The sequence below is a fragment of the Microbulbifer halophilus genome (genome assembly GCF_026183675.1).
Taxonomy (GTDB): Bacteria; Pseudomonadota; Gammaproteobacteria; order Pseudomonadales; family Cellvibrionaceae; genus Microbulbifer; species Microbulbifer halophilus.
This window is the reverse complement of sequence record NZ_JAPIVK010000004.1, coordinates 1-26,812: the sequence shown is the minus strand read 5'-3', so window position 1 is coordinate 26,812 and position 26,812 is coordinate 1. Positions and strand designations below refer to the sequence as shown.

The following is a 26,812-nucleotide window of genomic DNA, read 5'->3' as shown; positions in this document are numbered from 1 at the left end:
TTCTTTCTGCCCCCCATAAAACCGAAGCGATAAACTCAGAAACTATGAACATACTCCGCCCGTTGCTCCTTCTTGCCCTACTCGCCACCGCCAGCTGCGGCTGGCACCTGCGCGGTGCGCCGAAAAACTTCCCCCCGGGCAGCGAGCTGTACATCTCCAGCGAAGACCCGCGCAGCGATATCGCCGGGGAACTGACCCGCCTGCTGCAGAACGCCGGCCTGCCGATGGCCGAAACGCCGCGGGAAGCGGACTACGCCCTCACCATCCACGAGGAAACCGAACGCAAACGCACCGTCTCCGTGGACGCCAGGGGCCGCGCCTCCGAGTACGAACTGATCACCAGCGCCCTCTACAGCGTACGCGACAGCAGTGGCCGCTGGCTGCTGAACAACGCCCAGGCCGATGTCTACCGCACCCTCGAGTGGGACGACGACGAAGTCGTCAGCAAAGGGGAAGAGGAGCGACTGCTACGCGAGGAAATGCGCCGCGAACTGATCGGCCGCATTATCGACCGGCTGCGCCGCATCGACGTCAACGCTACCGCAGAAGACAGAAGCTACTGATGAGTACCTCTTTAAATCTACTGCGCGTGCGCCTGGCGGCGTCCGGCGATGCTGGTGCGCCAGCCCGGTCCACTCCTCACGTACTGAAGTACGCTCCGGCGGCCGGCGTCCCGGGTGTTGCGCTCCGGCGGCCACCACCAGCCACCCGCTCGCTACGATTTCTAGAGGTACTCAGATGAAAATGCCCCCCCGGCAATTGCCGCAGAGCCTGGACAAGGGCCTACTGCCGATCTACGTCGTCTCCGGTGACGAACCGCTGGTAGTGCAGGAGTGCTGCGACAGCATCCGCGCCGCGGCCAAAAAAGCCGGCTTCAGCGAGCGCGAACTGCTGCACGCGGAACAGCATTTCGACTGGGGGCAACTGCTCGCCTCCGCCGGCAGCATGTCGCTGTTCGCGGAGAAGAAAGTCGTCGAACTGCGCCTGCCCAACGGCAAGCCCGGCGACAAGGGCAGCAAGGCGCTGCAGGAATTCGCCCGCCTCGCCAGCGACGACCTGCTGCTGTTGCTGGTACTGCCGAAACTGGACAGATCCCAACTCAACAGCAAATGGATCAAGGCGCTGGACCAACAGGGCGCGCTGATCCAGGTGTGGCCGGTAGACGCGCGGGAAATGCCGCGCTGGATCCACCAGCGCCTGCGCGCCGCCGGCCTGGATGCGGAGCCGGAGGCCATCCAGATACTGGCGGAACGGGTGGAGGGCAACCTGCTCGCCGCCAGCCAGGAAATCGAAAAACTCAAGCTGCTCAGCGACGACAACCTGATCACCGCAGAGACGATGAACGACGCCGTGGCCAGCTCCGCCCGCTACGACGTTTTCGGCCTGATCGACAGGGCCCTGGCCGCCGACGCCGATGCCGCCATCAAGACTCTGCAGGGCCTGCGCGCCGAGGGTGTGGAGGCGCCGGTGGTTCTCTGGGCGCTGGCGCGCGAGATCCGCAGCCTGCTGGAGATCGGCGAAAAACTGGATCGGGGGCAGCCGCTGCAACGCCTGGTGCGCATCCAGAAACGCCAGCCGCTGGTACAGTCCGCCCTCTCGCGCCTGCAACCGCGCCAACTGGAAAGCCTGCTGCTGCGCGCCCGCGCGGTGGACAACGCCATCAAGGGCGGCCGGGACCAGGACCCCTGGACGGGGTTGCTGGAGCTGACGCTGAACCTGTGCGGCAAGCGCAGCGTTTAGCGGGACTCGGGACTCTTCAGTAGGGGGTGCCGTGCGCACCGCCAGGGTCAATGGTGACACAGGCGCGGAGTGAGCGCAGCGAAGTCCAGCACCGGGGCCGCGGAAGCCACCGGGGCCCTTCACCGCCCTCTCCCCCAACCCCTCTCCCGGCGGGAGAGGGGAGCTACGCCGGAAACATCGGGAGGCAAATCAATCCACCGCGCCCTCCCGGCCCTCATACCAGTCCCCCTCTACCGGCAACACTCTCGCGCTAATTGGTATGACAACTGAAAACCCAGCGCACAATTTCGGGTTTAACCCGGTGCCAGAAAAATAGAGGCCACCTGAACGGGCAACCGCTGAACAGCCAGAAAATCCTTTTGTTTCAACAACATCAAGCCATTAATAAAATAAAATTGAATAATGGATACCGAAACCGGATTGACCTCTTCCATTGCGCGGTGGAACAACGCGTGCAATTATGGTCATACCATATTACGGTAAATCCACCGTACTGGTCTGGCAATGAATGCCGTACCCATTGCCCGGAAGGCGAGCCGAATCCAGTGATACCGGCTGGTTTGGTGGCCGGGGAATTGGCTCGAAACTCAAACAATAAAAGGACGAGAACCAGCGATGATTACCAACCTGCATAAACTCCTGACGCGCGGCTGGCTGTTTGCCCTGCTCGCGCTTCCCTTCAGCATCCAGGCACAGCCGACCGGCTTTGCCAGCCTCAATGGCGGCACTACCGGCGGCGCCGGCGGCAATACCGTGACCGTAAACAACGGCACCGCCCTTCAGGACGCCATCGACAACGCCTCCGGTCCGGTAACCATCTACGTCGACGGCACCATCACGCCGGGCAATTCCCCCGACAGCAAGATCAACGTCAAGGACGCCGCCGACGTCTCGATCATCGGCGTCGGCAGCAACGGTCGCTTCGACGGCATCGGTATCAAGGTCTGGCGCGCCAGCAACGTCATCATCCAGAACCTGACCATTCACGAAGTGGACACCGGGGACAAGGACGGCATCAGTATCGAGGGGCCGGCCAACAATATCTGGGTGGACCACAACGAAATCTACGCGTCGCTCGATGTGGACAAGGACTATTACGACGGCCTACTCGACAGCAAGAACGGAGCGGAGTACATCACCATTTCCTACAACTACTTCCACGACAGCTGGAAGGCATCGCTGCACGGCTCCTCCGACAGCGACAGCGGCAACCGCTACATCACCTTCCATCACAACCGCTGGGAAAACATCAACTCCCGCGCGCCGCTGTTCCGCTTCGGTTACGGGCACGTCTACAACAACTACTACAACAACGTGATCAGCACCGGCATCAACTCGCGCATGGGCGCCCTGCTGCGGGTGGAAAACAATGTATTCGAGAATGCGCAGAACCCGCTGGTCTCCTTCTACAGCGACGAGATCGGTTACTGGGATACGCGCGGCAACAGTCTCAGTAACGTCACCTGGGAAGATGGCGATGGCATTGTAGCCGGCGACGGCATGGCCTCCACCACCACTTACGACCCGCCCTACAGCTACGATCTCGACGACACCGGCAACGTCAGGGATCGCGTGATCGCCTGTGCCGGTGTCAACAAGGGGGCGAGCTGCGGCGGCGATGGCGGCGGCTCCGGCGACAATAACGGTACCGTCAGCGGCACCTACCAGATAGTGCCGGTACACAGCGGCAAGGCCGTGGACGTGGCCGGCTGCGGCACCGACGGCGCCACCAATGTGCAGCAGTGGAGCTGGCTCGACAACGACTGCCAGAAATGGAACATCTCCCCGGTGGACGGCATCTGGCACCGCGTGTCCCCGGTCAACGCGCCGGACATGGCCCTGGATGTGGATTCCTTCTCCACCAGTGACGGCGGCAATATCATGCTGTGGGAATACTGGGGTGGCAGCAACCAGCAGTTCCGTTTCCAGAGTGCCGGCAGCGGCAAGTGGCGCATCATCAACCGCAACAGCGAACTGTGCCTGGACGTTGAGGGCATCTCCACCGAGGACGGTGCCAATATTGTCCAGTGGACCTGTATCGCCGGGAACACCAATCAACAGTTTGAGCTGATCCGCCAATAGCTATTTTCCCGCGCCTGTCCCCACTCGCAAGCCGGAGTCCTGTAGCCCGCCGAGGCGGGCTTTTTTGGGCGGGCGCACAAGTCGGGCCGATTAGTTAATATCAGTCCGTTAAGCCGCGATATCGATGCGATTACTCGGTGGTTTTCTCCGCGTATATCGCGTCCACCAGTCCCTCTTTATCGCTGTCCCCCGGCAACTGCCAGAACATGATGCCACCGAGACCATGCATTGCCGCATAACGGGTTTTCAGTGAAGCCGAGCGGCGGTTGTCGAAAGTCGCGTAGCGTTTTTCCCGCTCGTTGTAGGCGTAGGGCGCCTGTGCGCTCTCGTCCCAGAAAAGTTCGTAGCCGCTGTTTTCATCAGCAATTTTCGCCAGCTTGCGGAAAGGGAAACCGGCTATATGCTCGCCGCTCTGGTAGCGACCGTTATCCGCCTTCTCCACCCCTTCCCAGACGCGGGAATAGAAGGCGGCACCGATGACGACTTTCTCCGGCGGCACCCCCTGCGCCAGCAGGTGGCGCACCGCATTGTCAGTGGACTGCTTCTGCGCCGCCGTTGAATACAGCGGGCTGTGATGGCCGGTGACACTGCTGAAACCGTTGACCAGGTCGTAGGACATCAGGTTGACGTTGTTGACCAGCGGCATCACCCGCTGCCAATCGATGGATGTGCGCAGGAATCGGTCGAAACCGCCCGCGGCAAAGCTCAGCAGATACCTTTCGCCGAACGCGCGGCGCAGTTCCCGCACCAGCGCGGTGAAATTGTCGCGGTCTTCCGCACTGTAGGGGTGGCCGGGATGCCCCTCGATGGCCGGATACTCCCAGTCCAGGTCGATACCGTCACCCCCGTATTCCTCCAGCGCCTCCACCACCGACTGCGCAAAGGCGCGACGGTTGCCGGCGTCGGCGAATACCGGTGAGCAGGTCTCGCAACCGCCCCAGCCGCCCAGCGCGAACATCACCTTCAGGTGCGGATACTCTTCCTTCAGCGCCACCAGTCGGCGGTAGGCATCCACCGCCTCGGGGCCGGGAAAGGCCATCTGATTACCTTCCAGATGAACGAAGCTGTAGATCACATGGGTAATCTTGCCGAAATCGTAGCGATCGAGATCCCTTCCATCGCCGGTGTAGTAGGCGATGACTGCCAGCTCCGAGGAACTGATGGCCGAAGCCGGTGAAGCGGGCCCGCCCCCGCTGTCGCCGACCAGTCCACACCCGGCCAGCAACAGCGCCATCGACAATCCCAGTGGATTTCCGCCGCGGCGCAATACGCTGGCAAGTCTTTCTATCACCTGTTTCATTCCACGCTCCATCCGATGAATATCCGGCAATACTATCGACTCGACAAGCTTATTGACAACGCTGTCAACAAAGCGCAGTCAGGCGCTGCCCGGAGTTGGCCCACCGAGATTCTGTCTCCACAGGAAAATCCGGTCACACAATTGAACGAGTCGGTAAATATCCGGGTTATATTTGGACAAGACGGCTGTGGGGGATACCACTAGGATATCCACCAGACGGTGTGTAGCGCTCCCCTACCCGAAATCATCGTGCCGAGACACCAGGTGAGAACATCAATGCCCGACAACAGATCCCCGTCCGAATCCGCCTCCACCCACCGGGTCTTCAACCAGGCGCCGGCACTCACCGGCCACAATCTCTATGCCGGCGACGCCGCGTTGCGCGATGCAGTGCAACACAACGGCGGCCACTGGGCGGAGGACGATCTGCAGCGTTACGGCGAGGTCTGCGGCCGCCCGGAGTGGATCGAGCGCGGTTACGACGCCAACGAGTTCAAGCCGCTGTTCGAACCCCACGACCGCATCGGCAATCGCATCGACCTGGTGCGCTACCACCCGGCCTACCACCAGCTGATGCAGCTGGCCCTGAGCGAGGGTCTGCACAGTTCTCCCTGGACCAATCCAGGCCCCGGCGTGCACGTGGTGCGCGCCGCCAAATACTATATGCACAGCCAGGTGGAGGCCGGGCACGGCTGTCCGGTGACCATGACCTTTGCCTCAGTGCCATCCATCAGGCTGAGCAAAGAGCTCGCCGACGAATGGCTGCCGAAGATCACCGCCCGCGGCTACGATCCCAGCAACCGCCCGCATACGGAAAAATCCCACCTGACCATCGGTATGGGCATGACCGAAAAACAGGGCGGCTCCGATGTGCGCACCAACACCACCACTGCCACGCCGGTGGGCGACGGCACCTTCGAGCTGGTGGGCCACAAGTGGTTTACCTCCGCGCCCATGTGCGATGCCTTCCTGATGCTGGCACAGACCGACGCCGGCCTGTCCTGCTTCCTGGTACCCCGCTGGCGCCCGGACGGCAGCAAGAACCCGATTCGGGTACAGCGCCTGAAAAACAAGGCCGGCAACGTCTCCAACGCGTCTTCCGAAATCGAACTGCGCGGCGCCCTCGGCTGGCTGGTGGGCGAAGAAGGCCGCGGCGTGAATGCGATCATCGAGATGGTGTCCACCACCCGCTTCGACTGCATGATCGGCTCCTCCGGCGGCCAGCGCCAGGCGGTGGTGCAGGCCATCTACCACGCCTCCCAGCGCAGTGCCTTCGGCAAACCCCTGATCGACCAGCCGCTGATGCAGAACGTGCTCGCGGACCTGCAACTGGAAGTGGAGGGCTCCGCGGCCATGACCATGCGCATGGCCCGCGCAATGGATCACCTAGACAGCGAGCACGAGAAAATGCTGATGCGCCTGGGCGCTGCCGTGGGCAAATACTGGATCTGCAAGCGCACCCCGCACCACGCCTACGAGGCCATGGAGTGCCTGGGTGGCAACGGCGTGATCGAGAATTTCATCACCGCGCGCCTCTACCGCGACGCGCCCATCAATGCCATCTGGGAGGGTTCCGGCAATATCCAGGCGCTGGATGTGCTGCGCGCCATCACCAAGACACCGGCGGTGATCAACCACTGGTTCGACGAACTGGCGGACAGCGCCGGCACCGATCCGCTGCTGGACAAAACGGTCGACAGCCTGAAAGACCAGCTCGCGGATATGGACCAGATCGAATACCGCGCCCGCCGCCTGGTGGACCAGATGGCCCTGGCAATGCAGGCACACCTGCTGGTGCAGGGCGGCAACAGCGCCGTGGCCGAGGCCTTTATCGCTTCGCGCCTGGGCGCGCAGGGCGCCCACAACACCGGCTGCCTGCCCACCGGCCTGGATGTGAAAACCCTGATCGAACGGGGCAATCCGCTGGTGGTTTAAGGCGCATTTCCGGAGTTCCGGCCCCCGCTTATCGGCGGGGTGCCGGAGTTTCGCAGGATGGGCAAAGCGCAGGCAGAAAACTGCTCCCTGCGTTTTCGGCATTACCGCCATCCATGGCGGGCTCGTGCCCATCACCCAACGCCCTGATGCGCACGTCGCTACGCTCCTTTGCCCATCCTACAAACTGCAAATCTGCCCCGTCCCACTTCCTCAGAAGGGTTTGAGCACCGCCATAAATACCACCCCGGCGACAAAACACAGCGCCAGCAGGCCGTAAAAAAAACGCCGCCCGCCATCCGCCGCCTTCATGGCCCCCATACCCGCGCCGATATAACCCACCAGCAGTAACAGCTTTACCAACAACCAGTGCGTCTCCAGCGGCGACAGGCGGTAGAGTACCGCCAGCGCCACCCCCGATGCCAGCAACAGCGTATCGATCAGGTGCGGCGCCACCTTGACCCTCAGCCGATGCACAAAGGTCGCGTCCACTTGCCGGGCGCAAAAGCGCAGTGCAAACAAGCCGACCGAGACCACAGCCAGGGCGATATGCAGATGCTTGATCCAGAAAAGGTTCGCCATCATCGCCTCCCGCCCGGCAGCGGTCGGGTGGCCAGCCAGGTGCCGCCGAGGGCGAACAGCAATCCCAGCACCGCCAGTATTCTCCAGTCCGTCCCCAGCCAGAAGAGCGTCAACCAACTGGCCAGCATCAGCAGCACGCCGGTGATCTTGGCGGAGCGCGGAATCGCACCCTCCTCGCGCCAGGCGTACAGCATGGGGCCGAAACGCGGATGTTCGTGTAGCCACAGGGCCAGCCGCGGCGACCCCCGGGTGGCGGCCCAGGCCGACAGCAGCAGGAAGGGTGTGGTGGGCAGCAGCGGCAGAAGGGCCCCGGCCATCGCCAGTCCCAGGGAAACCCAGGCCAGCACCAGCCAGAAAAAGCGTCGTATCCGGCCATGAGTCATAGAGCCCGGCTCTCCCGATATGCGTTCAAATCAACGTATTATTCTGCGAGACTTCATCGACAGGCGCAATTGGGCGCAACGGATAGCCTCCGAGGAACAGCCATGTCCAACAAGAATAAACGGCACCCACTACTGGCCGCCGCCCTAGCCGTCGGTGTCCTGCTGGTGCCATCACTGGTCGCGGCTGAAGAGCCAGCGGACAAGCCCCGGATCCTGGTCTTCTCCAAGACCGAAGGCTGGCGCCACGACTCCATTATCGATGGCAAGCGGGCCATGCTGGAGTTGGGGCAGCGGGAAGGCTTTACGGTGGATATTTCCGAGAACGCCGGACTCTTCCACGGCGCGACACTGGCGGAATACGATACCGTGGTTTTCCTCAATACCACCGGCAGTATTTTCAATGACAGACAGCGCCGGGCCTTCGAGCAGTATATCCGCGCCGGCGGCGGCTTTGTGGGTATTCACTCCGCCGCCGATACCGAACACGGCTGGCCCTGGTACAACAGACTGGTGGGTGCCTACTTTGTCAGCCATCCGCAGCAGCAGGAGGCGGAAAAGGTTGTGGTCGATTTTGACCACCCGTCGACCGGCTTTCTAAAGACGCAACTGGACGGCAACCGCTGGCGGCGTTTCGACGAGTGGTACAACTTCAAATCCCTGAACCCGGATGTCCATGTGTTGATAAATCTGGACGAATCCACCTACGAGGGCGGGGAAAACGGTGAAGATCACCCCATCGCCTGGTATCACGCGTACGACGGCGGCCGCGCCTTCTATACAGGCGGTGGGCACACCGCCGAGAGCTACCGGGATCCGCTGTTTATGCGGCATATTCTGGGCGGGATTCGATATGTGATCGGTGAGCCGGTCAACGCCCCTGAAACGGGGAAATAGTTGCTTCAGAAGGCGTTGTCACTTCAACGTAATCATGCCGGAGAGGAGGCCCCGGCCCGGTCGACACTTTCCGAAGCGCCCTGCTCCACCCGGCCGGCAAACCAGATACTTTCTGCCGGCGCACTGCGGATCCGCTCCGCCGTCTTCCGCGCCAACACGACCAGCGCCAAGGCACCGACTACCGCCGCCAGATCGACCAGATAAGTGGAACCGCCGTGGTTCCAACCCAGTTCGGGCACCAATGCGGAAACGAGGCTCGCCGAGGGAATCGCCAGCGTCGCGGCGGCAGACGCATACAGCAACTCCACTGCCCCCGTCGCCGCGCCGCGGATAAAGGCCCAGGCGGTGGCCAGCAGAAAAACCGCATAGTAGATACCGAAATGCCAACCGGCCGGGTCGCCAACCCATTGCGGCAGGAATTTGGCCGCCGCCACGGTCAGCGAGATACCGGCCACACAACCCAGGGAAACTCCCACTGTCAGGGCGCCGAGCACGCTCGAGGCGCCCGTCTGTTTCACTTCCCGGTGCTCATACCCTTTCCGACGTTTCTTGCGATGGCTTTCGATCCACAACAGGTTGCCAGTGTAAAAAAGTACGGCACCGGCCAAGCCGAGGAAAAAGTAACCCCAGCGCACCGGGCTGCCGCCGAAGTTGCCGAAATGCAGGGCAAAAAAGCTGGTGATGGTGGCGAACCAGCCGCTCTGTTCGCCCGGCATATAGCCGGTCATGGTCAGCTCGCCGCTATAGGGGTCCACCCCGGCAAAACCCACCGTGGATCCACGCATTCCATGGCGAGGATTCACTCCGGCCACCCGCAGCTCCAGCCCGTGGTCCTCCTCATAGTGGTACTGCAGATAGGCGGGACGGAACTCGGGTGACTGCTCTTTGAGCCTGTCAACGATCGCCACTGGCGACAGCGTGTCACCGGTATGCCCCATCTCGGCATGCGTCTCCGCAGGTGGCCGTTCGCCGCTGGCGAGCGCAGCGCTCTGCGCATCGTAGAACTGGTGGTGAAAGGCAAACACCACCGCGGTCAGCGACATGACGATATGAAATGGCAGGCTGAACAACCCCAGCGCATTGTGAAAATCCAGCCACAGCCGTTTCAGGTTTTTGCCGATTCGGAGAATAAACAGATCCTTCACCAGGGTCGGCAGAAGTACGATGACTCCGGAAACCAGCGCAATAAAATACAACAATGATACCGTGCCCATAATCGGGTCGGAAATCTCGTGCTCGAAGGGCAACCCCACCTGCCGGTGCAGGTCGTCCACCAGTTGCGCCACGGCAGAGGGGCTTTCGCTGGTCACCTGCAGGGAGCCGTCCGCGGCCAGGTTGGCAAAATAGTGTGCGCCGCCACCGCGCGGGCCGGTATGCCAGCTCATACGCGCCGGTCTCTCCGGGCTGGTCTGCAGTGTGATCTCGTAGCGATTCTCGGCTTGCGGATATTTCGCCAATACCTTTTCCACCAGTTCGGGCGTTTTCTCCAGTGGCGTGGGCTGCTCGAACTGCGGCGGCGGCGACGCCCAGCGCTGCAACGGCGTCTCGAACATGGTGATGGCACCGGCGTAGAAGGCGATAAACAGGGCCAGCCCGCAGACGATCCCCACCCAACTGTGGATATCGCGGTACATACGGATAATATCGCTGCGAATTTTCATGGTTACCGCCTAAGCCATCAGCGGGCCGCTGGCGTAGAGCAGCCCCCATAAAACAATACTGGCCCCGCCCAACCACAGCCAGGCGCGGGCACCGGTTTGAAAGAGAAAACAGAAACTCAGGATGCAGGCCCACAGCGGTGCCATCAGCCACATGGTGAACTGCGCCTGGGGCGAAAAGAAGCCGACTTCACCGGGGCCGAAACGGGCGAAGACACCGCACAGGGCCAACGACAGTAGAAAACCCGGGATAGCGCCGGCACTGGCCTTGCCGAACCAGTTGCGGCTGGTCAGTTTCCGCGTACTCATCGCGCACTCCCCTTCACAATCCGCCGGTTATTGTTTGCCTGGCGGCGGTGCCGCCAGTAGGCAATCGCCATCGGCAGCAGCGTCCAGATGAGCATGGCACCGGTCACTACAATAAATACGGCCGCCGCCGCACCCGAGTACTGCAGTTGCAGAGACAGTGCAGCGACCAGCGCGACACTGCCGCCAATCGCCAGGGGGCGACGCGGGAACGGGCGCGACAGCAGCCGCTGGTTGGGGCTGGCGAGATACAACGCCAGCGAGCCGAGCGCTATCAGAAAACCGGCGGAAAAAAGCAGAAAAGCAGTCACCGAGATTATCTCCACCTCACCACTGGTATTGCAGCCGCGCCGTCACCACACGCCCCTGGCCGTAGAAGCAGGACTGGGTGGTAGAGCAGGTCACCACATAGCGTTCGTTGGAGAGGTTGCGCGCGTTCAGGGACAGGGATACGCCGTCGAGCCCCGGGCGGGAAACGCCCAGCTCGTAACGCATCAGCAGGTCGTACAGGGTGTAGTCGCCAATCTCCAGGGTGTTGTTGGTATCGCCGTAGCTCTCGCCGGTGTAGCGCACACCGGCGCCAAAACCCAGCCCGGCCAGGCCCCCCTGCTCGATGCGGTGATCGACAAACAGCGACGCCAGCACTTCCGGCACCTGCGGTAGCGCATTGCCGACAATCGCATCGGCAGAACGGGTCACCTCGCCATCCAGGCGCGAGGCGGAAGCGATCAGGGTGGTGCCGTTCGCCAGGGACGCCCTGCCCTCGAATTCCATACCCTGCACCCGGGCCTCGCCGGTCTGTACCCGACAGACACGGCGACCACAGAGGGCGCCGTCGGGATCGGCGATAGAGACATTTTCCTGGGTAATATCGAAGGCACCCACACTCAGGTAGACATTGCGCCCGCTCTGATAGCGGAGGCCCGCCTCGACCTGCTCGCCGGTGGTCGGGTCAAACAGGACACCGCCCAGGGTCTGCGACGGATCCACCAGCTGCGGCAGAAAGGATTGCGAATAGCTCGCATAGGGAGCCAGCCCGTTGTCGTACAGGTAGACGGCACCGGCCTGCCAGGTCATTTCATCCGCTTCGGTGGAGAACCCCGTGCCGCTCTGCAGGTCGGTGCTCCGGTCCTCGGCAGCGTCGTAGCGGCCGCCCACGGAGACACGCAGCTGGCCGGCACTGATCTGGTCCTGCAGATACAGGCCCGTCTGCTCGCTTTCGGCGGCACCGTAGATCTGTGGCGCCAGGTTGTCGGCGTAGTCTGCGGCGCCGCGCGGTTTCGGGTCGAAGATATTCCACAGCGGGTCCACCTGGCCGCGGGGCAGGTCCGGCAGCATCACCACATCGCGGTAGTGCTCCCAATCGGTGTGGAAGTAGTCGAGGCCGCCGAGCAATGTGTGGCTCAGGGCACCGGTATCGAAGCGGGCCTCCAGTTGGGTATCGATGGCATAGCCGTCGCTCTCGCCATCGCCCTGCACCGCGCGGCGGCCGATGGTCTGGCCATCGATACACTCCGGACCAAAAGGCGAAGCGGCGCAGTCGGCGACGGTGTCGCCGGACAGCACGGTAACGCGATACAGGGTGTCGATATGGGTGAAGCGCGCGTTGTTGCGCAGCGTCAGATTGGGATTGATCTCGTGCTCGAAGAAGGAGCCCACCAGCAACTGGTCGCGATCGAAGGTATTCCACTGCGGCTCGCCGATATTGGCGTCGTTGTCGATACGATCGCCGTTGGAGGATTCCAGGCTGCCGGCAGCGGGCAAAAACTGGAAAGTGGCGCCGCCCTCGTCGCGCTGGTACTGGGCCAGGAAGGTCCAGCTGGTGTTTTCACTGGGGCGCCAGGTCACACTGGGCGAAAGGTAGTAGCGGCTGTTGTCCACCTCATCCACCTGGGTGCCGCCGTCCTCGGCCACGCTGACAATACGCCCCTGCAAAGTGCCATCGGCGTTCAGCGCACTGCCGAAATCGGCGGCGATGCGGCCGGACACATTGCCCAGGTCGGTATAGCCCTGGCCCTGTACCTGCAATGCGTTCTGCGTATCGGCGCCGGCGCGTTTGGTGACCATATTGACCATGCCGCCCGGGGCCACCTGGCCGTAGAGCACACTGGACGGCCCTTTCAGTACCTCGACCTGCCGCAGCCCGAAGGTGTCGAAACCGAAGCGGGTCCACTGGCCGCCGGCGGGCAGTCGCAGGCCATCGACGAAGTTGTTATTGGAAGAGAAGCCGCCGGCGCCGAATCCGCGCACGGCAATCTCGTCGGTGCGGCTGTCGATCCCCGAGGGCTCCGGCTGTACGCCGGCGGAGTAGGACAGCGCATCGGCAATGGTCGACGCCGCGCGCAGATCGATCTCCTCGCGGTTTATTACCGAAATGGTCTGCGGCGATTCCATGATCGGCAGCCCTGTCTTGGTGGACGACGAGGCAGTAGACAGGCCGGTGGCGGTGACCACTACCTGCTCCAGGTTGTCGCTGTCTGTCTGCCGGGCGTTGGCCTGGGAGGCGGTGAGCAACAACAAAGAGGCGGCCGCAAAAAAACTCGCATTCGCGGAAGGGCGCAATGTCATGGAAACTCCGGATGATGATCGTGGAAGCCGGGAAACAGCAAACTACCAGCACGTTCGCAGCGCAAAAATGCATTTGCTAGTAGTTATCATTTGTATTTGAATTAAGATCGGAACTATAAGAAGATCTCCATCGATTGGCAATCGCCAAACCTTTGCGCAACGATCAAATTTCTTTACCCGGCAGCAGAATTCGCCGATTGATACCCCTGCTGTCACGCCTGCCGCCATGGACGATCAGAAAACAGACAACACTGTGCCGACCAATCCTCCGCCAGAGTGGGTGCCCCGGAAGCACGATCCCGGCTGCGGTGATGGGGATTCCCTCTTCGACCGACTCGACCGCACTCGCCTGCAGCGCGCCAGGACCTTCATCGAGGCACAGGCGGGCGCACCACTCAGTGTTGACATCATTGCGCGGGAGGCCGGTATCAGCGCCAGCGGCTTGCAGCGACTCTTCCGCCGCACGGAGGGAGTGAGCGTCTTCGGCTATCTGCGCCGGGTGCGGCTGGAGCGGGCACTGGCGGCACTGCAGGGGGATGGCGTCACGGTACAGCGGGCCGGCGAGATGGCCGGCTACAGGAATCCGGCCAACTTTGCCACGGCGTTTAAAAGGCAGTTCGGTGTGACGCCGCGGGAGGCCAGAGAAATCTGTCTTTCTGCCGGGGATGCTCTTCCCGTGTAGGAAAGCTATCTGGCCCGGCAACCCACCGGATTCCGCTGCGCTCCACCCGGGCTACCCGGGCACACTAGGAGGAATAACTGAAATAGAACTGCTCCGCCGTGCGCCCGCTGTGATTGGCGCGCAGCATGGCGAACTGTTTTGCCGCCCGGTGCAGTTCCTCGCGATCGCCTTTGTAGTCCGGGAAATAGCTGTCGACGATTTCCAGGTAGGTTTTCCAGTCTGCCGGGTAGAAGCTGAGCCAGAGGCCGAAGCGGTCGGCCAGTGACAGCGTCTCCTCGACGCTGTCACCGTGGTGCAGCTCATTGCCCACCACGCGGGTCTGGTCGTTATCCCGCGCATCTTCCGGCAGCAGGTGGCGGCGATTCGAGGTGGCGTAAAGCAGGATATTGTCCGGCGGCAGTTCCAGCGACCCGGCGAGTATCGTCTTCAGGTGCTTGTAGCGCAGGTCCCGCTGCTCGAAGGAGAGATCGTCGCAGAAGAGAATAAAGCGGTAGGGCCTGGCGGATTCCGTATCCAGCAGGTCGACGATTTCCGGCAGGTCATCGAGATCCGCCACATCCACCTCCACACAACGCAATCCACCATCGGCGAACTCGTTCAGCAGCGCCTTGATCAGGCTGGACTTGCCCGTGCCGCGCGCGCCCCACAGCAGCGCGTGGTTGGCCGGCTCGCCGCGCAGGAATTTTTGCGTATTCTCCACCAACTGCTGCTTCTGGTGCTCGATACCCAGCAACTGGTCCGGGCGAACCGGATCAAGGCGCGTGACCGGTTTCAGGTGTTGGTGTCTGGCGCGCCAGACGGCGGCGGAAGTACTTTCCCAGTGCAGGCTTCGCATGGATCCGCAAACCTTTCGTCAGCGTTCTTGTACGAGCGACCGTCGCGTTGGCCGCAGTCGATGACCGAGAATACCAGAAGATCGCGGTCGGCGACTGCGCCAGTCCTTCCCTTACAGAAGCCTGCTCGACAAAGGCCTGCTGCAGGCCTTCGAATCAGCGCTCTCTCACGGAGATTTTCGCGATGGCGGCCGCGCTGTCCCGGAGCGCGGCCTGGCTCTGTGTCCAGGCGTCCTGCTCAATGGAGAATGTGCGCCTCAGCCAGGCCAGTATCAAACGCCGGGTCGCCTCCAGTGCCTCGGGGTCCTCTGCCTCGGTCTCCTTCGCGTCCAGCCCCGCGATGCCGCCCAGCCCATGGCCCACGCCACTGATGGTCAGCAGGGCATCGGCCCCGGGCGCGTCGTGGAAGGCATCCGCGTGCCACTCGGGGCCGCGCGGCGTAAAATGCGGGTTATCCTCGGCGCCGCAGACCACCAGGGTCGGCAATTCGATGCCGCTGAAATCCACGTCGAAGAAGGGGAAGCGCCGAGCATGGTCGGGCGTCAGGTCGGCGCCGCCACGTCCCGGGGCCGCCAGCAGGATGCCAGCACGGATGCGCGGATCGGAGAAATCCTCCCCCTGCAAACGCCCGCCAAGCAGCAGACTGCAGGTGTGGCCGCCGAAGGAGTGGCCCGCCACGGCGATCCGGTCGTGGTCCAGCCGCCCTGCGATGGCGGGCGCCTGCCGCTCGATCTCGGCCAGCTGGTCGAGGATGGCACGCATCTCGACCACGCGCTCGCGCCAGTAGAAGGGGCCTTCGGGTCGGTCGGGGTCCAGCCCGCCGACCCGTGAACTGGCGTGCGTCGGTTGAATGACGGCGATGCCCCGTTCGGCCCAGAACTGGGCGAGCGGGGCATAGCCGTCCTTCGAGGGAATGTAGTTCGACGGGCCAAAGCCGTGCGACAGGATCACGATCGGCAGGGCGTCCCCGCTGGCCGGCGCGGTCAGGCGCAGCTCCAGCGGTTGGCGGCCCGGCATGTTCAGGCGGATGGGCGTGTAGGCCACGGTCGGGGCGGGGTCCGGCGTCGGCAGGACGCGGGACAGCTTGATCAGTCGGTTCATCTATCAGCCTCTTTGTAAGATGCAGGCGCGGTCGCTCCGCCGCGCCCCTTGGGTCAGGCGGCGGGGTCAGGCGGCGGAGAGGCCTGCTTCGCGGAACCAGGTTTCGGCGTCGGCACCGGCGGGCAGCTTCATCGGGGCGCTCTCATCGGTGACGGCGCGCCAGACGGCCAGCGCGACATCGCGGGCCTGGGTCTTCTCGGTGGCGGACTGGAGGCTCTGGAAATAGGCCTGCACGAAGTGGCCATAGGCTTCAGGCACTTCCACGCCCATTCGAGCCACGGCATTGCGTCCGAAGGACGTCTCCGGTGCGCTGCCGGGCAGCACGAGCCGGGTACGCACGCCGAATTCCGCGGCCTCCAGCGCGAAGCTCTCGGTGAAAGCATTGACCGCCGCCTTGCTGGCGCTGTAGACCGACAGGGCGGGCAGCGGGCGCAGGGTCACGCTGGAGCTGATGTTGACGATCACGCCGCGTCTGCGGTTGCGCATTCCCGGCATCACGGCCCGGGTCATGGCCAGGGTCCCCAGCACGTTGGTCTCGAAGAGTTCGCGGGCGCGGGCCATCTCGGCACCTTCCAGCACGTTGAGCATGCCGACGCCGGCGTTATTCACCAGGGCGTCGAGCGGGCCCGCTTCGGCAATGGCAGCGGCGATGCTGTCCGTGTCGGTGACGTCGAGGGGCAGCAGGCGCAGCTTGTCCGATACGGGCAGGCCCTCGGGGGAAGGATTGCGCATCGTGGCGACGACCTCCCATCCCCGGTCGAGGAAGTGCGCGACGATGGCCTGTCCGAAGCCCGAAGAGGTACCGGTGACAAGTATACGGGGCATAGCGGGTCTCCTTTGTTGATGAGCAGGCGAGTTTAGACAGCGACATCCGTTCATGCTATGTATGAAAGTCCACAATAAATCATCAATAGTCCAGAATATGCCCGATGGTATCGAAGACCCCCTGTCCAGCGTCGTCACCCTGCTCAAACCGGCGGTGTCCATCTCGAAGCTGGTCGAGGCGGGAGGCCGGTGGCAGGTCGAGCGGCATGACATGGCCAGCCCCTTCTATTGCGCGCTGGTCGAGGGGGGCTGCCGGGTCGAGGTGAGCGGTCGCAAGCCGGTCACGCTGACGGCCGGAGACTTCGTCCTGATCCCCGACCTGCATGACTTCAGCATGACCAGCGAGGTGCCGCCGGAACCCGGGGGGCCGGGCCAGCCGCTCGATATCGGACCCGGGCGGGTTCGCCTCGGCCCGGCGGACGCCCCTGTGCAGATGCGCGCCCTGGTCGGGCATTGCCGCTTCGAGACGCCCGCCAGAGACTTGCTGGTGTCACTGCTGCCCGAGATGATCCATGTCTCCGGGCACGATCGCCTGATGGCCCTGGTGCCGGCGATCCACGAGGAGACCCGCGCCGACCGTCCGGGGCGTGAGCTGATCCTCGAGCGGCTGCTGGAGGTGCTGCTGATCGAGGCGCTGCGCTCGGGGCCCGCCGTGAAGATGCCGCCGGGGCTGCTGCGCGGGCTGACCGATCCGAAGCTGGCCGCCGCCTTGCAGCGCATCCACGCGGATGCCGGTGGCGAGATTTCCGTTTCCGGGCTGGCGAAGGAGGCGGGCATGTCCCGCTCCGGGTTCTTCGAGAAGTTCCGCAGGGAAATCGGACGCGCGCCGATGGAGTACGTGATGGACTGGCGCATGGCAATCGCCAAAACCCTGCTGCAGCAGGGCAGACTGACCAACACGGAGATCGCCCTGCGGGTCGGTTACGGATCCGCCAGCGCCTTCGGGATGGCATTTGTCCGGCACGAGGGCCTTTCTCTCGGCGCGTTTGCAGGCAAGGGAGGACGTTAGGGAGAGAGCTTCAAAGGGGGGACTTATGGTGATCTAGTGTGCCGTACGGGAAGTTCGCAAACAGTTCGCTGCGCCAAAGCGCCCAGCTCTGCGTTGAGAAAGCTTGAAATAACGCTGCTATTCCAGCGCTTTCTCGCCTTGATCTGAGCGCTTTGGCTGTGCTCCTTTGTTCGCGAACTTCCCGCACGGCACACTAGGAGTTTTGCAAGATAGTCGGCGTAACGGTTCATCCAATACGCGGAGTTACTTGTATTTCAACGGCTCACATCGGCTTGTGGCTGATGGCGGCACGCCCCTGTGCCGCTATTATTAATACGTGCATAAGTAGCCCGACATGAAATTTCAGACACGCTGTGAATACATCCGTGTACGCTCGTAATCGGCATCCATGCCTCATACGGTCCGAAATTCCATGTCGGGCTACTTATGCACTCCTTAGTAACCCGGCAATATTTTTATTGCCGGGTCAATCTTTCACCCCAGACTTCTTTCCCTGCTTCTTCCTGACCACCTCCTTGACCACCCGCAACATCGGCTCGTCGGAGCGGAAAATCAGGCCGTGAATTTCCGTGGCGTTCTGCCCCTGCAGCAACTGCTGCAGGAACTGGACGATCTGTGCAGAGATTTCCTGCCCCGGCACCAGCACCGGGATACCCGGCGGATAGGGCACGATTTCGTCGGCGCTGGTGCGACCGATCAGCTGTTTCTCCGCCAGTGCGCCGTTGTCCATCAGCGGCAGCTCCTCGGTATCGGCAAAATAGGCATCCGCCGGCAGGCAGGTGAAGCGGGTGAATTCCGGCAGGCGCCGCGGCGTACCCACGTGCGGGCGCTTGCGGGCGCTGCGCGCCAGTTGCTTGAGGGCGTGGATCAGGCGCAGCAGTTTACTCTCGGTGCTGCCCAGGGTCACCAGTACGGTCACGGTATTGTAGGTGGTCTTCTCCACCTGGATACCGTACTGGTCGAACAGCTTGATCTGCATCTCCTTGCCGGAGTAACCGCTGGCGGAAATGTCGATGGTGACCTTGGTCGGGTCCAGGCGGATATTGTCGTCCGCCAGCGGTGCCGGAATCAGGTCCTCGCGGGTCAGGGCGCGGAAGACACCGGTATCGTCCACCGCCTTGCGCAGTGTTTCCACCATCTGCAGGCACTGCTTCAGGCGGCCGTACCCCTCCATCGCCATCTGTTTGCGCGCCACATCCAGGCTCGCGATCATCGCGTACTGGGGGCTGGTAGAGGCGTGCATGTTGAGGTTCTCGCGGAAGCGGAACTCGTCGAAGTCCGGATCCTGTACATGGATCATGCTGGCCTGGGAAAAGGCGGACAGCATCTTGTGGGTACTCTGGGTCACATAGTCGGCGCCGCACTCCAGCGCCGTGGGGCGCAGCTCGGAGTGGAAGTGGCCGTGGGCATACCAGGCCTCGTCCACCAGCACCTTGACGCCGCGCTCGTGAGCGTACTCGATGATCGGCTCCAGGTCGTAGCGCAGGCCGTCGTAGGTGCAGGAGGTGATCACCAGCAGACTCGCATCGCCGTGCGCGTCCAGGGCCTGCTCGATATCGGCGCGCTGTACCGGCCCGTAGATACCGAACTCCGGGTGCAGGGTGGACTTCAGGTAGACCGGCTCGCAGCGGTTCATGACGATGGCGTGGTGGACCGACTTGTGGCAGGCCTGGTCGACGATGATCTTGCCGCCGCCGCCGAGAATCTGCTGGATCACCACCTTGTTGGCGGTGGAGGTGCCATTGGTGAGGAAGAAGGTGTGCTCGGCGCCGAAGGCCTGCGCCGCCAGGTCCTGGGCCTCCTGGATCACCGAGTGGGGTTCCAGCAGGCTGTCGAGCACCTGTACGGAAACGGACAGGTCCGTGTTGAAGATATGCTCGCCCATAAAGCGGTAGAAGTCCCCCACCCAGGGGCTGTTGCGCAGGCTGTCGCCGCCGGAGTGGCCCGGGGTATGCCAGGCGTCGCGCGCAGAGAAGACATACTCCTTCAGGGTATCGGCAAACGGTGTGGAGGCGCGGCGGGCGATAAACGCCTGCACCAGGCGGAACATCTGGTTGAAGTTGCCCTCGCGGCGGTCGAACAGTTCGTCGAAGCGCTGGCGCACCGACACCGATACGACACCGCCCTCCCCGCCGAAGACACTCTGCGCCATCAGGAAGACGTTGAGCTGGGCGCGCAGCCCGTGCAGCCTGTCCACCAGCGCTTCCGCCGCGGCCAGCCCGCCGGCCTCGGTACCGGCATCGACGATCAGCGCCTGCAGTTTGTCCTCCTCGCGGACCAGGCGCTCCGCGGCGCCGGCATCCACCGCCTCGAAGCGCAGGCCGAAGGGATTCTCGTGCTGCGCCGCGGTGATATTGAGCGCGTTGACCCAGTCGCTCGCCAACTGGCGGTCGGCGCTGATCAGCGCCACGCGGCATTCCAGCGGCTGGACCGTATCGCCCAGGTTGCCCAGTTCAGGCATTTTCAGATCCACACCCATAGTTCTCTTCCATCAGCATAGCCCGGACAGCTTGCCGGGGGCTTCTGTCTCTTCCAGTTAACTGTTTGATTTTCTTTGTTTTTTGATTTCCATCCGGCCGCGACCGGTACGCGCCCCGCAGGCCGCAGGAAAGATACTAAAGGAGCAGTGAAGGGAATTCCTCGGGCCAAAACGATTTGGCGCAATTCCCCAAAACACGGCATTCTGGCGAGATCTGATGCCGCGATAGTGAAAATATTTAGAATTTTGCGCTCTTTACCCGCCCGTCGAAATCGAGGCAGTCCTGCACCCGCCGGCGCTGCACCGGCGAAAGTTCAGCCAGCGGGAAATAGGCCATTTCCGAGTGTTCGCCGGAGAGAGTGATGACACCGGAATCGTCGAAATGGGCGCGGAAGATAAACACGTGGGAGCCGTAGACCCGGTGGTAGTAGACACCGCTCAGGTAATCGATACGCACAGCGCGACCCAGCTCCTCGCTGCACTCCCGCAGCAGCGCCTCGTGTATCGTCTCCCCCGGATCCAGCGCACCGCCGGGCAGGCCCCAGTTGCGGTCGGCGTAGGTAGCGCGCAGTTGCAGCACCTCACCGAGTTCGTTGGTGAGCACGGCGTGGGCACTGAGGCGGTAGGTGTCTTCGAAGCTCATCGGTGTCGGGTCTTACTCGGGACTCCCATAGGGTGCGCCGTGCGTACCCTGCGACTCAAACATGAATGCGGATCGACCGATCCAGGTTCCACATTAACCTAAAACCCCTGCGCCAACTCAAATCCGACCCCCAGCGTCTGCACCGATTCATCGTAGTCGATCAGGCTCTCGCCGTAGCCGTTGAAATACTTCACGTAGCCGCGCACCCGGTTGCCGATGGGGAAGCTCCAGCGCAGCTCCACGGCGCCGCGGTTTTTCGACTGCAGGTTGTTGCGCAACAGCATGGTGAAGTTGTGTCCACCGCCGCGGTAGCCGCCGGTCAGTTCGAAATGGCCCAGGTAGTCGTCGATATCCGGGTTGTCGTCGTCCTCCCTGTCTTCGGGAATCCGGTACCAGGGTTTCAGGCTGAAGAAGTATTGATCCCGCTCGAAGATGAAATTGGCGTAGATACGATTCCAGCTGCGCGACAGCGGCTCGCTGCGACCGTTGGACTGGTGGTTGAAAGCCAACTGGTTGGCCACATTCTGGAAGCCGAACAGGCCCCAGTCGTTGAGCCAGGTCATGATCAGCTCCGGCTCGTGGTTGGTCTCGCGAAACGGCGCGGAATCCTCGGAATTGTAGGCCTGCCAGAAGCTGCGGTTGGTGTAGGCGAGACTCATGAACGAGGCCTGGCCGAGAAAGCCCCGCCAGACAGGCACCTGTACCGAGAGCTGGAACTGAACCTCCAGCCTGTCGAGATCAATCGGCCCGCCCTCGACCTCCACACCTTCCAGTCCCGCCTTGTTCGGCGACGGGTTGTAGACCAGCGGCAAAAGGTAATTGACCTTGTGGGATGCCAGCGTAAAGGGATTGTTGGCGGACTCCCGGATCGCCTGGGCGGCGAAACTCACCCGGGGCTCGTCCGGCGATGCCTCCCGCGGTTCCCCGGGCGCCGTAGCAAATACCGGTCGAGCTTCCTGGTCCTCGGGTGCGCTGCGTACCTGATCGGCACAGTATCGGCGCATATCCTCCAGGGTGATGCTGGCCGGGGCAACCAGCAGCTGTTCGCGCAGGCAGACTTCCTGGCGCTGCTTGGGTGTCAGTTCCCCGGCTTCTGCCTGGCCGGCGGTTTCCCCGGGAATTTCCATCTCTGCACCGGCCTGCGGGTTCGACAGGGCATAGGGGGAAAAGCTGTAAAAAACCAGACAAACCGTCATACAACAGGGTAATTCGCGACGCAGCAACGGCTCCTCCCACATGGCTCCATGTCGATTTGTCGCAAGCTTACACCGAAAAACGGCTGGTTTCCCCACCATACGGAAAGATGGCGCCGATCGCATTTCACTTAGAGTCCCCGGGCCAGCTCCACGCCGATGCCCACCGACTGAATCGATTGGTCGTAATTGATCAGGCTCTCACCGTAACCGTTGAAATAGCGCAGGTATCCACTGATGTTTCTGCCCAGCGGAAACGTGAAGCGCAGTTCGACGGCACCCCGATTGTCGGATCTCAGATTGTTGCGCACCATGACCGAGGTACTGAAGAAATCGCCGCGATAACCCGCATCGAACTCAAAGTTGCCCAGATAGCGCTCTATATGGGGGTTGTCATCGGAGGCCCGATCCTCGGGAATCCGGTACCAGGGCTTGAGGCTGAAAAAATAGTCATCGCGTTCGAAGATGAAGCGGCCGTATACCCGGTTCCAGCCGCGCGACAGTGCTCCGCCCTCCCCGTTTGACTGGTGGCTCAGCCCCACCTGGCTGGCCACGCAGTCGAACCCCCAGAGCCTCCAGTCACTCAGCCAGGTAACCAGCAGCTCCGGTTCGTGGTTCGATTCCCTGATGGGGGCGCTGCCGCTATAGGCCTGCCAGTAACTGCGGTTGGTGTAGGCGAGGCTCACGAATGAGTTCTCCCCGACCGCCCCGCTCCACAGTGGCACCTGCACGGAGAACTGGAACTCGACTTCCCTATCGTCAAATTCGCCGTTCGGGGACTCGGTTTCGTCGAGATTGTCGAGGCGGAACACGGCCGGCAATACATAGTTTCTTTTGTGGGGAATCAGCGACAGGCGGTCGCTGACCACATCGCGCACCCATTCCGCCCTGTCGCTGAAAGCGATATCGACGCTTTCCCGACCGGCGCCGCCGTAGGATGTTTCCGATTCGAATGCGTCCACCATCAGCGCACCCGCCCCGTGGCCGGGAAGAGAAAGCAGACCGGGTGTAGCGGCAGTGGACGGGGCACTGCCGAGCATCGTGAAAAATAACAGGAACAGAGGAAAAGCGAACGCTACAGACCGTTCAACATCAACGCGGGGCACGGGCTTTTACTCCCTGTCTAAAGCCAGTTACCCAAACAGCTTAGAAGTTAGAACAGCTTGCGCAATTGCGACGACCATTCCAGGTCGCGCAATCGCACCTGCCACAGGCGACCGGTGCTGGAGGGCCAGTCGTAGCCCACCAGCAGACCGCGGCCGTCCACATAGCAGTGCACATCCCGCTCGGCCTCGTCGCCCTGGTAGACATAGCCGGTGATATCGGCGCCGAGTTCCAGGGCACCCTGGGTAGCGGCGTCGCCGGCCATGGGTCGGGCACTGCGATGACTGATACGCGGGGCCAGCAGCTTGCCGCGCTGGGAGGGGTCGACGATATCCGGCATGACCACCTCCAGCCCCTCGCGGAACTGTTCCAGTTTCAGCAGCAGCGGACCCATGAAGATCCGCATTAGCGGAAACAGCAGCCGCCCGCGCCCCTCCACCCGCGCCTGTTGCGGGCCGTTGGGGCCGGTCCAGTCTGCGGCGATCCCGTCGCCCAGGCGCGGCGCCTCGCCCTCGGCGCTCTGCAGGCAGTACTGCGCCTCCACCTCGTCGACCTCATCTCGCCAGCGGACGTGGCACTCGCTCACCAGGCCGTCGCTCAGGCGCGCGCGCACCTCCATGCCGTACCCCTGCTCGCCCACCAGGCGCTGGCTGATCAGGATGCGCTGGCCATCGCTGTCTTTGCCGAACTGCCAGCTGTCCTGCACCGGCATCTCGCGGCCATCGCAGCTGTAGTGATAACGCCCCTGTGCAAAGGTAGAACTCAATCGCATTGCTCACTTCCTCCCTGTTCCGCGGCGCACCAAACTGACGCAATTTTTTGGGGCGCGCACTGAACTCACTGCTGCAGGAAGTATTGCACAGGCGGGCGCTTCGCGCCGGGAAACGGGGCATTTGGTGGCTGGTATACGGAAATATCCCACCACCGACCACGGGTGGGAGCCTGCGATTCCGATGACCAATCAATTCGGGCAATTGTCCGGGCAGGTGCCGGATGGACAGCCTACCGAGAGATCGCAGCCAGAGCCGGATAGTCCCGTCACTGCTCACTGAACACCGCCCCCTGTCGCTCCCAGGACACCAGTTGCCCGCTGTCCAGCTTGTACACCCGGTCCGCCAGATGGAAATAACGATCGTCGTGGGTAATAGCGATGACCGTTTTTCCAGCCGCTTTCAGTTCCGGCAACAGTTCGCGATAGAACACCTCGCGAAATACCGGGTCCTGGTCCGCCGCCCACTCGTCCAGCAGCAGCACCGGGCGATCCTCCATATACAGCAGCAGCAGCGCCAACCGCTTGCGCTGTCCCTGGGACAGGGCCGTGGTGGACAGGCGCCCTTCCCGCACACTCACCTTGTCCTCCAGTCCCAGGCGCGCCAGGTAGTACTCCACCCGCGCATCCACACCGCCATCGTTCCCGCGCTCGTCCAGCACGTCCGCGAACAGGTAGAAGTCGGGGAAGACAGTCGCGAAATAGGCGCGGTGGCGCGGCGCGGCGGCCGCGTCCAGGGGCCTACCGTTGAGGGTCACGACGCCCTCGCCGGGCAGGTAGAGGCCGGTGAGCAGCTTGCCGAGCGTGGACTTGCCGCTGCCGTTGCCGCCCACAACGAAGATCAACTCGCCGCGACGGATGTGCAGGTCCAGCGGCCCCAGCTGGAAGCCCGGCTCGCCGCCCCCGCCCGGGTAGCGGTAGCCGGCCCCCCGCAGAACCAGTTCGCGGAAGGGCGGCAGCGGCTCGCCGCCGTCCGCTTCGGTGAAGTCCTCCGCCCGCCCCAGCGCCAGCCGGTCGATGGCTCCCAGGGCGACATTGCCGCGCATCACCGCGGGCACCGCGTCGAGGATGGTGGCGATGGGCGTGCGCAGGAACATGATCGCCAGCACATAACCCACCAGCACCTCCCGGGTCACCAGCTCCCAGGCGGTGCCGGCGAAGAACACCGCTCCCAGCAGTAGGAATACCAGCGCCGTGGTCCAGTTGAGATTTACCGCCCAGAGCGCCTCGGCCCGGGTGGCGGCGCGCATCGACTCCGCCGCCGCCGGCTGCAGCCGGTTCAGGTACAGATGGCGCCGCCGCGGCCGGCTCAATCCCAGTTCGTTGCGCCCTTCAACCGCCGCCTCGAACTGTTCGAACAGTGTGTCGTCCAGTTGCCGCACCCGCCGCATCAGGCGCTTGACCCGGCCCCCGAGCAGGATATCGCCCCAGACCCCGAGGGCGATCACCGCCAGGGTGACCAGGAAAAGGGCCCAGTCCAGCCACGCCAGGTAGACCATGCCCGCAATCAGCAGCAGGCCGTTGTAAACGGCGATCGGCAGCTGCTTGAAGGCCGAGGCGACCGCGGTGATATCCCGGGTCAGGGCGTTGTAGAGCAGCGGCGCACCCAGGGATTCGAGCCGCTCCAGCGAGGTGCCCAGCACCCGCGCCACCAGTTGCAGGCGCAGCCGGCACACCAGCCCCTGGCCCAGGCGCACCAGCAGCACCTGGGCGCAGACGCCACTGGCGAACACCAGCGCCACCAGCCCCCCAAACAGCCCCAGCGCCGCGGCCGTGTCGCCCAATCCGCTCTCCAGCGCGCGGTTGACCCAGGCGACCAGCCCGATACCCGCCGCCGCGCTCAGGGCGCTGGCCAGCACCGCGAGCAATATCTGCCAGCGCACCGGGCGCAGTAATGTCGTTATCGTTTGCATATTCCCAATCCGTTTGCCGGCATCCGGCCCTATTTACTGGTCACTGACCCTCTACCTCTGACAACTGCCCCAACAGCTGCCGGTGCAGCTCCGCCGAGGCCGGGATGGAGAAGTGATCCGCTTCCAGGGTCCCGCCCCACACCGGTCGGCTGCTGTAGGGCTGCCAGGCCTCCGGGTCGCAGGGCCCGCCGCGGCAGTTCCACACCCACAGGGGGACATCCACCCGCGGCAGCGGCGCGGCATACATCAGTTTCTTGAAGGCCCAGCGGGCCGCGACCCGCTCGCGGATCCAGTCCGCGGGCACGCCGCCGCCCAGGGCATCGAGCAGTTCGGGCCTGGACAGCGCCAGCTCCGCGGCGGCGGCGTAGTCGCGGCCGGCGATCTCCGCCGCCAGCGACTCGCGGCAACCGTCCGGCAGCACTGTGCCCCGGCTCTCGCAGTAGTGATCCAGGTCGGCCAGCAGCTGCCCCGCCTCGTCGCCGGCGCCCTGCAGGGTGTTGCGGGGGTCGTAGTCGAGCAGGGCCAGCCCCTGCACCCGGAAGCCCCGGGCCCGCAGTTCGTCGGCCAGCAGCAGCGCCAGGCGCGCGGCCAGGCTCCAGCCCACCAGCACCAGGGGCCTGTCGCGCAGGCTCTCCGGCACAGCCGCCGTATAGCCCGCCAGCAGTCGCTCCAGGCTGTCGGGGTCGTCCCCGTCCGGCACCCCGGCGCCGGCCGCCAGGCCGTAGAGGCTCACCCGCTCGCGCAGGGCCTCGATCAGCGGGCGCAGCGGCAGCAGGTGGCCCGAGACCGCGTGCAGCACCACCACCGCCGGGCCCT

The 26,812-nt window shown here is 63.3% G+C and carries 24 protein-coding genes; 7 read left to right on the top strand and 17 right to left on the bottom strand.

What is annotated here, in order from left to right; translation table 11 throughout:
- Positions 1-44 precede the first annotated feature (44 nt).
- The 3 genes from OQE62_RS03130 (at position 45) to OQE62_RS03120 (ending at position 3,822) form a co-directional block, all read left to right on the top strand.
- Complete coding sequence (locus OQE62_RS03130; RefSeq protein ID WP_265720538.1) at positions 45-563, top strand: LPS-assembly lipoprotein LptE; 519 nt, start codon at positions 45-47, stop codon at positions 561-563.
- Between the two features lie 175 nt (positions 564-738).
- The gene (holA, locus tag OQE62_RS03125) at positions 739-1,740 is read left to right on the top strand and encodes a DNA polymerase III subunit delta (RefSeq protein WP_265720537.1); all 1,002 of its coding nucleotides are present in this window, start codon (positions 739-741) and stop codon (positions 1,738-1,740) included.
- A 615-nt stretch (positions 1,741-2,355) separates the two neighbouring features.
- On the top strand, positions 2,356-3,822 hold the full coding sequence (locus OQE62_RS03120; RefSeq protein ID WP_265720536.1) for a pectate lyase family protein: 1,467 nt from the start codon (positions 2,356-2,358) through the stop codon (positions 3,820-3,822).
- Positions 3,823-3,952: 130 nt separating this feature from the next.
- Here OQE62_RS03120 and OQE62_RS03115 read toward each other — a convergent pair whose 3' ends face one another.
- Complete coding sequence (locus OQE62_RS03115; protein WP_265720535.1) at positions 3,953-5,122, bottom strand: glycoside hydrolase family 18 protein; 1,170 nt, start codon at positions 5,120-5,122, stop codon at positions 3,953-3,955.
- Positions 5,123-5,398: 276 nt separating this feature from the next.
- On the opposite strand from OQE62_RS03115, the gene OQE62_RS03110 reads away from it, so the two are divergent.
- Positions 5,399-7,057 (top strand): acyl-CoA dehydrogenase family protein, encoded by a 1,659-nt coding sequence (locus tag OQE62_RS03110; protein ID WP_265720534.1) that lies wholly within the window; start codon positions 5,399-5,401, stop codon positions 7,055-7,057.
- A gap of 210 nt (positions 7,058-7,267) precedes the next feature.
- Here the strand turns inward: OQE62_RS03110 and OQE62_RS03105 are convergent, their stop codons facing one another.
- Both OQE62_RS03105 and OQE62_RS03100 read right to left on the bottom strand, forming a co-directional pair.
- Positions 7,268-7,636, bottom strand: coding sequence for a SirB2 family protein (locus OQE62_RS03105; protein WP_265720533.1), 369 nt, complete (start codon positions 7,634-7,636; stop codon positions 7,268-7,270).
- Entirely contained in the window at positions 7,636-8,019 is a 384-nt protein-coding gene (locus OQE62_RS03100) for a YbaN family protein (RefSeq protein ID WP_265720532.1), read from the bottom strand. The genes OQE62_RS03105 and OQE62_RS03100 overlap by 1 nt, the downstream gene beginning before the upstream one ends.
- Before the next feature lie 102 nt (positions 8,020-8,121).
- Here OQE62_RS03100 and OQE62_RS03095 point away from each other — a divergent pair, with 102 nt between their 5' ends.
- Entirely contained in the window at positions 8,122-8,913 is a 792-nt protein-coding gene (locus OQE62_RS03095; protein ID WP_265720531.1) for a ThuA domain-containing protein, read from the top strand.
- A 32-nt stretch (positions 8,914-8,945) separates the two neighbouring features.
- On the opposite strand, the gene OQE62_RS03090 is transcribed toward OQE62_RS03095, so the two are convergent.
- Genes OQE62_RS03090 through OQE62_RS03075 form a run of 4 tightly spaced genes read right to left on the bottom strand, consistent with a single transcriptional unit; the run spans position 8,946 to position 13,445 of the window.
- Complete coding sequence (locus tag OQE62_RS03090) at positions 8,946-10,574, bottom strand: PepSY-associated TM helix domain-containing protein (protein ID WP_265720530.1); 1,629 nt, start codon at positions 10,572-10,574, stop codon at positions 8,946-8,948.
- A 9-nt stretch (positions 10,575-10,583) separates the two neighbouring features.
- The gene (locus OQE62_RS03085; protein WP_265720529.1) at positions 10,584-10,880 is read right to left on the bottom strand and encodes a hypothetical protein; all 297 of its coding nucleotides are present in this window, start codon (positions 10,878-10,880) and stop codon (positions 10,584-10,586) included.
- Entirely contained in the window at positions 10,877-11,188 is a 312-nt protein-coding gene (locus tag OQE62_RS03080) for a hypothetical protein (RefSeq protein ID WP_265720528.1), read from the bottom strand. Before OQE62_RS03080 ends, OQE62_RS03085 begins: the two co-directional genes overlap by 4 nt.
- Before the next feature lie 16 nt (positions 11,189-11,204).
- Entirely contained in the window at positions 11,205-13,445 is a 2,241-nt protein-coding gene (locus tag OQE62_RS03075) for a TonB-dependent siderophore receptor (protein WP_265720527.1), read from the bottom strand.
- A gap of 253 nt (positions 13,446-13,698) precedes the next feature.
- Here OQE62_RS03075 and OQE62_RS03070 point away from each other — a divergent pair, with 253 nt between their 5' ends.
- Positions 13,699-14,127 carry a helix-turn-helix transcriptional regulator gene (locus tag OQE62_RS03070; RefSeq protein ID WP_265720526.1) on the top strand — a complete coding sequence of 143 codons (429 nt, stop codon included), beginning with the start codon at positions 13,699-13,701 and terminating at the stop codon, positions 14,125-14,127.
- A 64-nt stretch (positions 14,128-14,191) separates the two neighbouring features.
- On the opposite strand, the gene OQE62_RS03065 is transcribed toward OQE62_RS03070, so the two are convergent.
- The 3 genes from OQE62_RS03065 to OQE62_RS03055 form a co-directional block, all read right to left on the bottom strand.
- Complete coding sequence (locus tag OQE62_RS03065) at positions 14,192-14,962, bottom strand: ATP-binding protein (RefSeq protein WP_265720525.1); 771 nt, start codon at positions 14,960-14,962, stop codon at positions 14,192-14,194.
- A 154-nt stretch (positions 14,963-15,116) separates the two neighbouring features.
- Complete coding sequence (locus tag OQE62_RS03060; protein WP_265720524.1) at positions 15,117-16,061, bottom strand: alpha/beta hydrolase family protein; 945 nt, start codon at positions 16,059-16,061, stop codon at positions 15,117-15,119.
- Positions 16,062-16,127: 66 nt separating this feature from the next.
- Complete coding sequence (locus tag OQE62_RS03055; RefSeq protein WP_265720523.1) at positions 16,128-16,886, bottom strand: SDR family oxidoreductase; 759 nt, start codon at positions 16,884-16,886, stop codon at positions 16,128-16,130.
- A 97-nt stretch (positions 16,887-16,983) separates the two neighbouring features.
- On the opposite strand from OQE62_RS03055, the gene OQE62_RS03050 reads away from it, so the two are divergent.
- Positions 16,984-17,895 (top strand): AraC family transcriptional regulator, encoded by a 912-nt coding sequence (locus OQE62_RS03050; RefSeq protein ID WP_265720522.1) that lies wholly within the window; start codon positions 16,984-16,986, stop codon positions 17,893-17,895.
- A gap of 466 nt (positions 17,896-18,361) precedes the next feature.
- On the opposite strand, the gene OQE62_RS03045 is transcribed toward OQE62_RS03050, so the two are convergent.
- From OQE62_RS03045 to OQE62_RS03015, 7 genes are all read right to left on the bottom strand, one after another.
- Complete coding sequence (locus OQE62_RS03045) at positions 18,362-20,356, bottom strand: aminotransferase class I/II-fold pyridoxal phosphate-dependent enzyme (RefSeq protein WP_265720521.1); 1,995 nt, start codon at positions 20,354-20,356, stop codon at positions 18,362-18,364.
- 256 nt (positions 20,357-20,612) lie between these two features.
- Entirely contained in the window at positions 20,613-21,017 is a 405-nt protein-coding gene (locus OQE62_RS03040; protein ID WP_265720520.1) for an NUDIX hydrolase, read from the bottom strand.
- 98 nt (positions 21,018-21,115) lie between these two features.
- On the bottom strand, positions 21,116-22,213 hold the full coding sequence (locus tag OQE62_RS03035) for a phospholipase A (RefSeq protein WP_265720519.1): 1,098 nt from the start codon (positions 22,211-22,213) through the stop codon (positions 21,116-21,118).
- Between the two features lie 128 nt (positions 22,214-22,341).
- Positions 22,342-23,175 (bottom strand): phospholipase A, encoded by an 834-nt coding sequence (locus OQE62_RS03030; RefSeq protein ID WP_265720518.1) that lies wholly within the window; start codon positions 23,173-23,175, stop codon positions 22,342-22,344.
- A gap of 188 nt (positions 23,176-23,363) precedes the next feature.
- Positions 23,364-24,086 carry a hypothetical protein gene (locus tag OQE62_RS03025; RefSeq protein WP_265720517.1) on the bottom strand — a complete coding sequence of 241 codons (723 nt, stop codon included), beginning with the start codon at positions 24,084-24,086 and terminating at the stop codon, positions 23,364-23,366.
- A gap of 266 nt (positions 24,087-24,352) precedes the next feature.
- Positions 24,353-25,996, bottom strand: a complete 1,644-nt coding sequence (locus tag OQE62_RS03020) for a cyclic peptide export ABC transporter (RefSeq protein WP_265720516.1) — start codon at positions 25,994-25,996, stop codon at positions 24,353-24,355.
- A gap of 40 nt (positions 25,997-26,036) precedes the next feature.
- A partial coding sequence (locus OQE62_RS03015) for a thioesterase domain-containing protein (RefSeq protein ID WP_265720515.1) occupies positions 26,037-26,812 on the bottom strand: 776 nt, incomplete at its 5' end.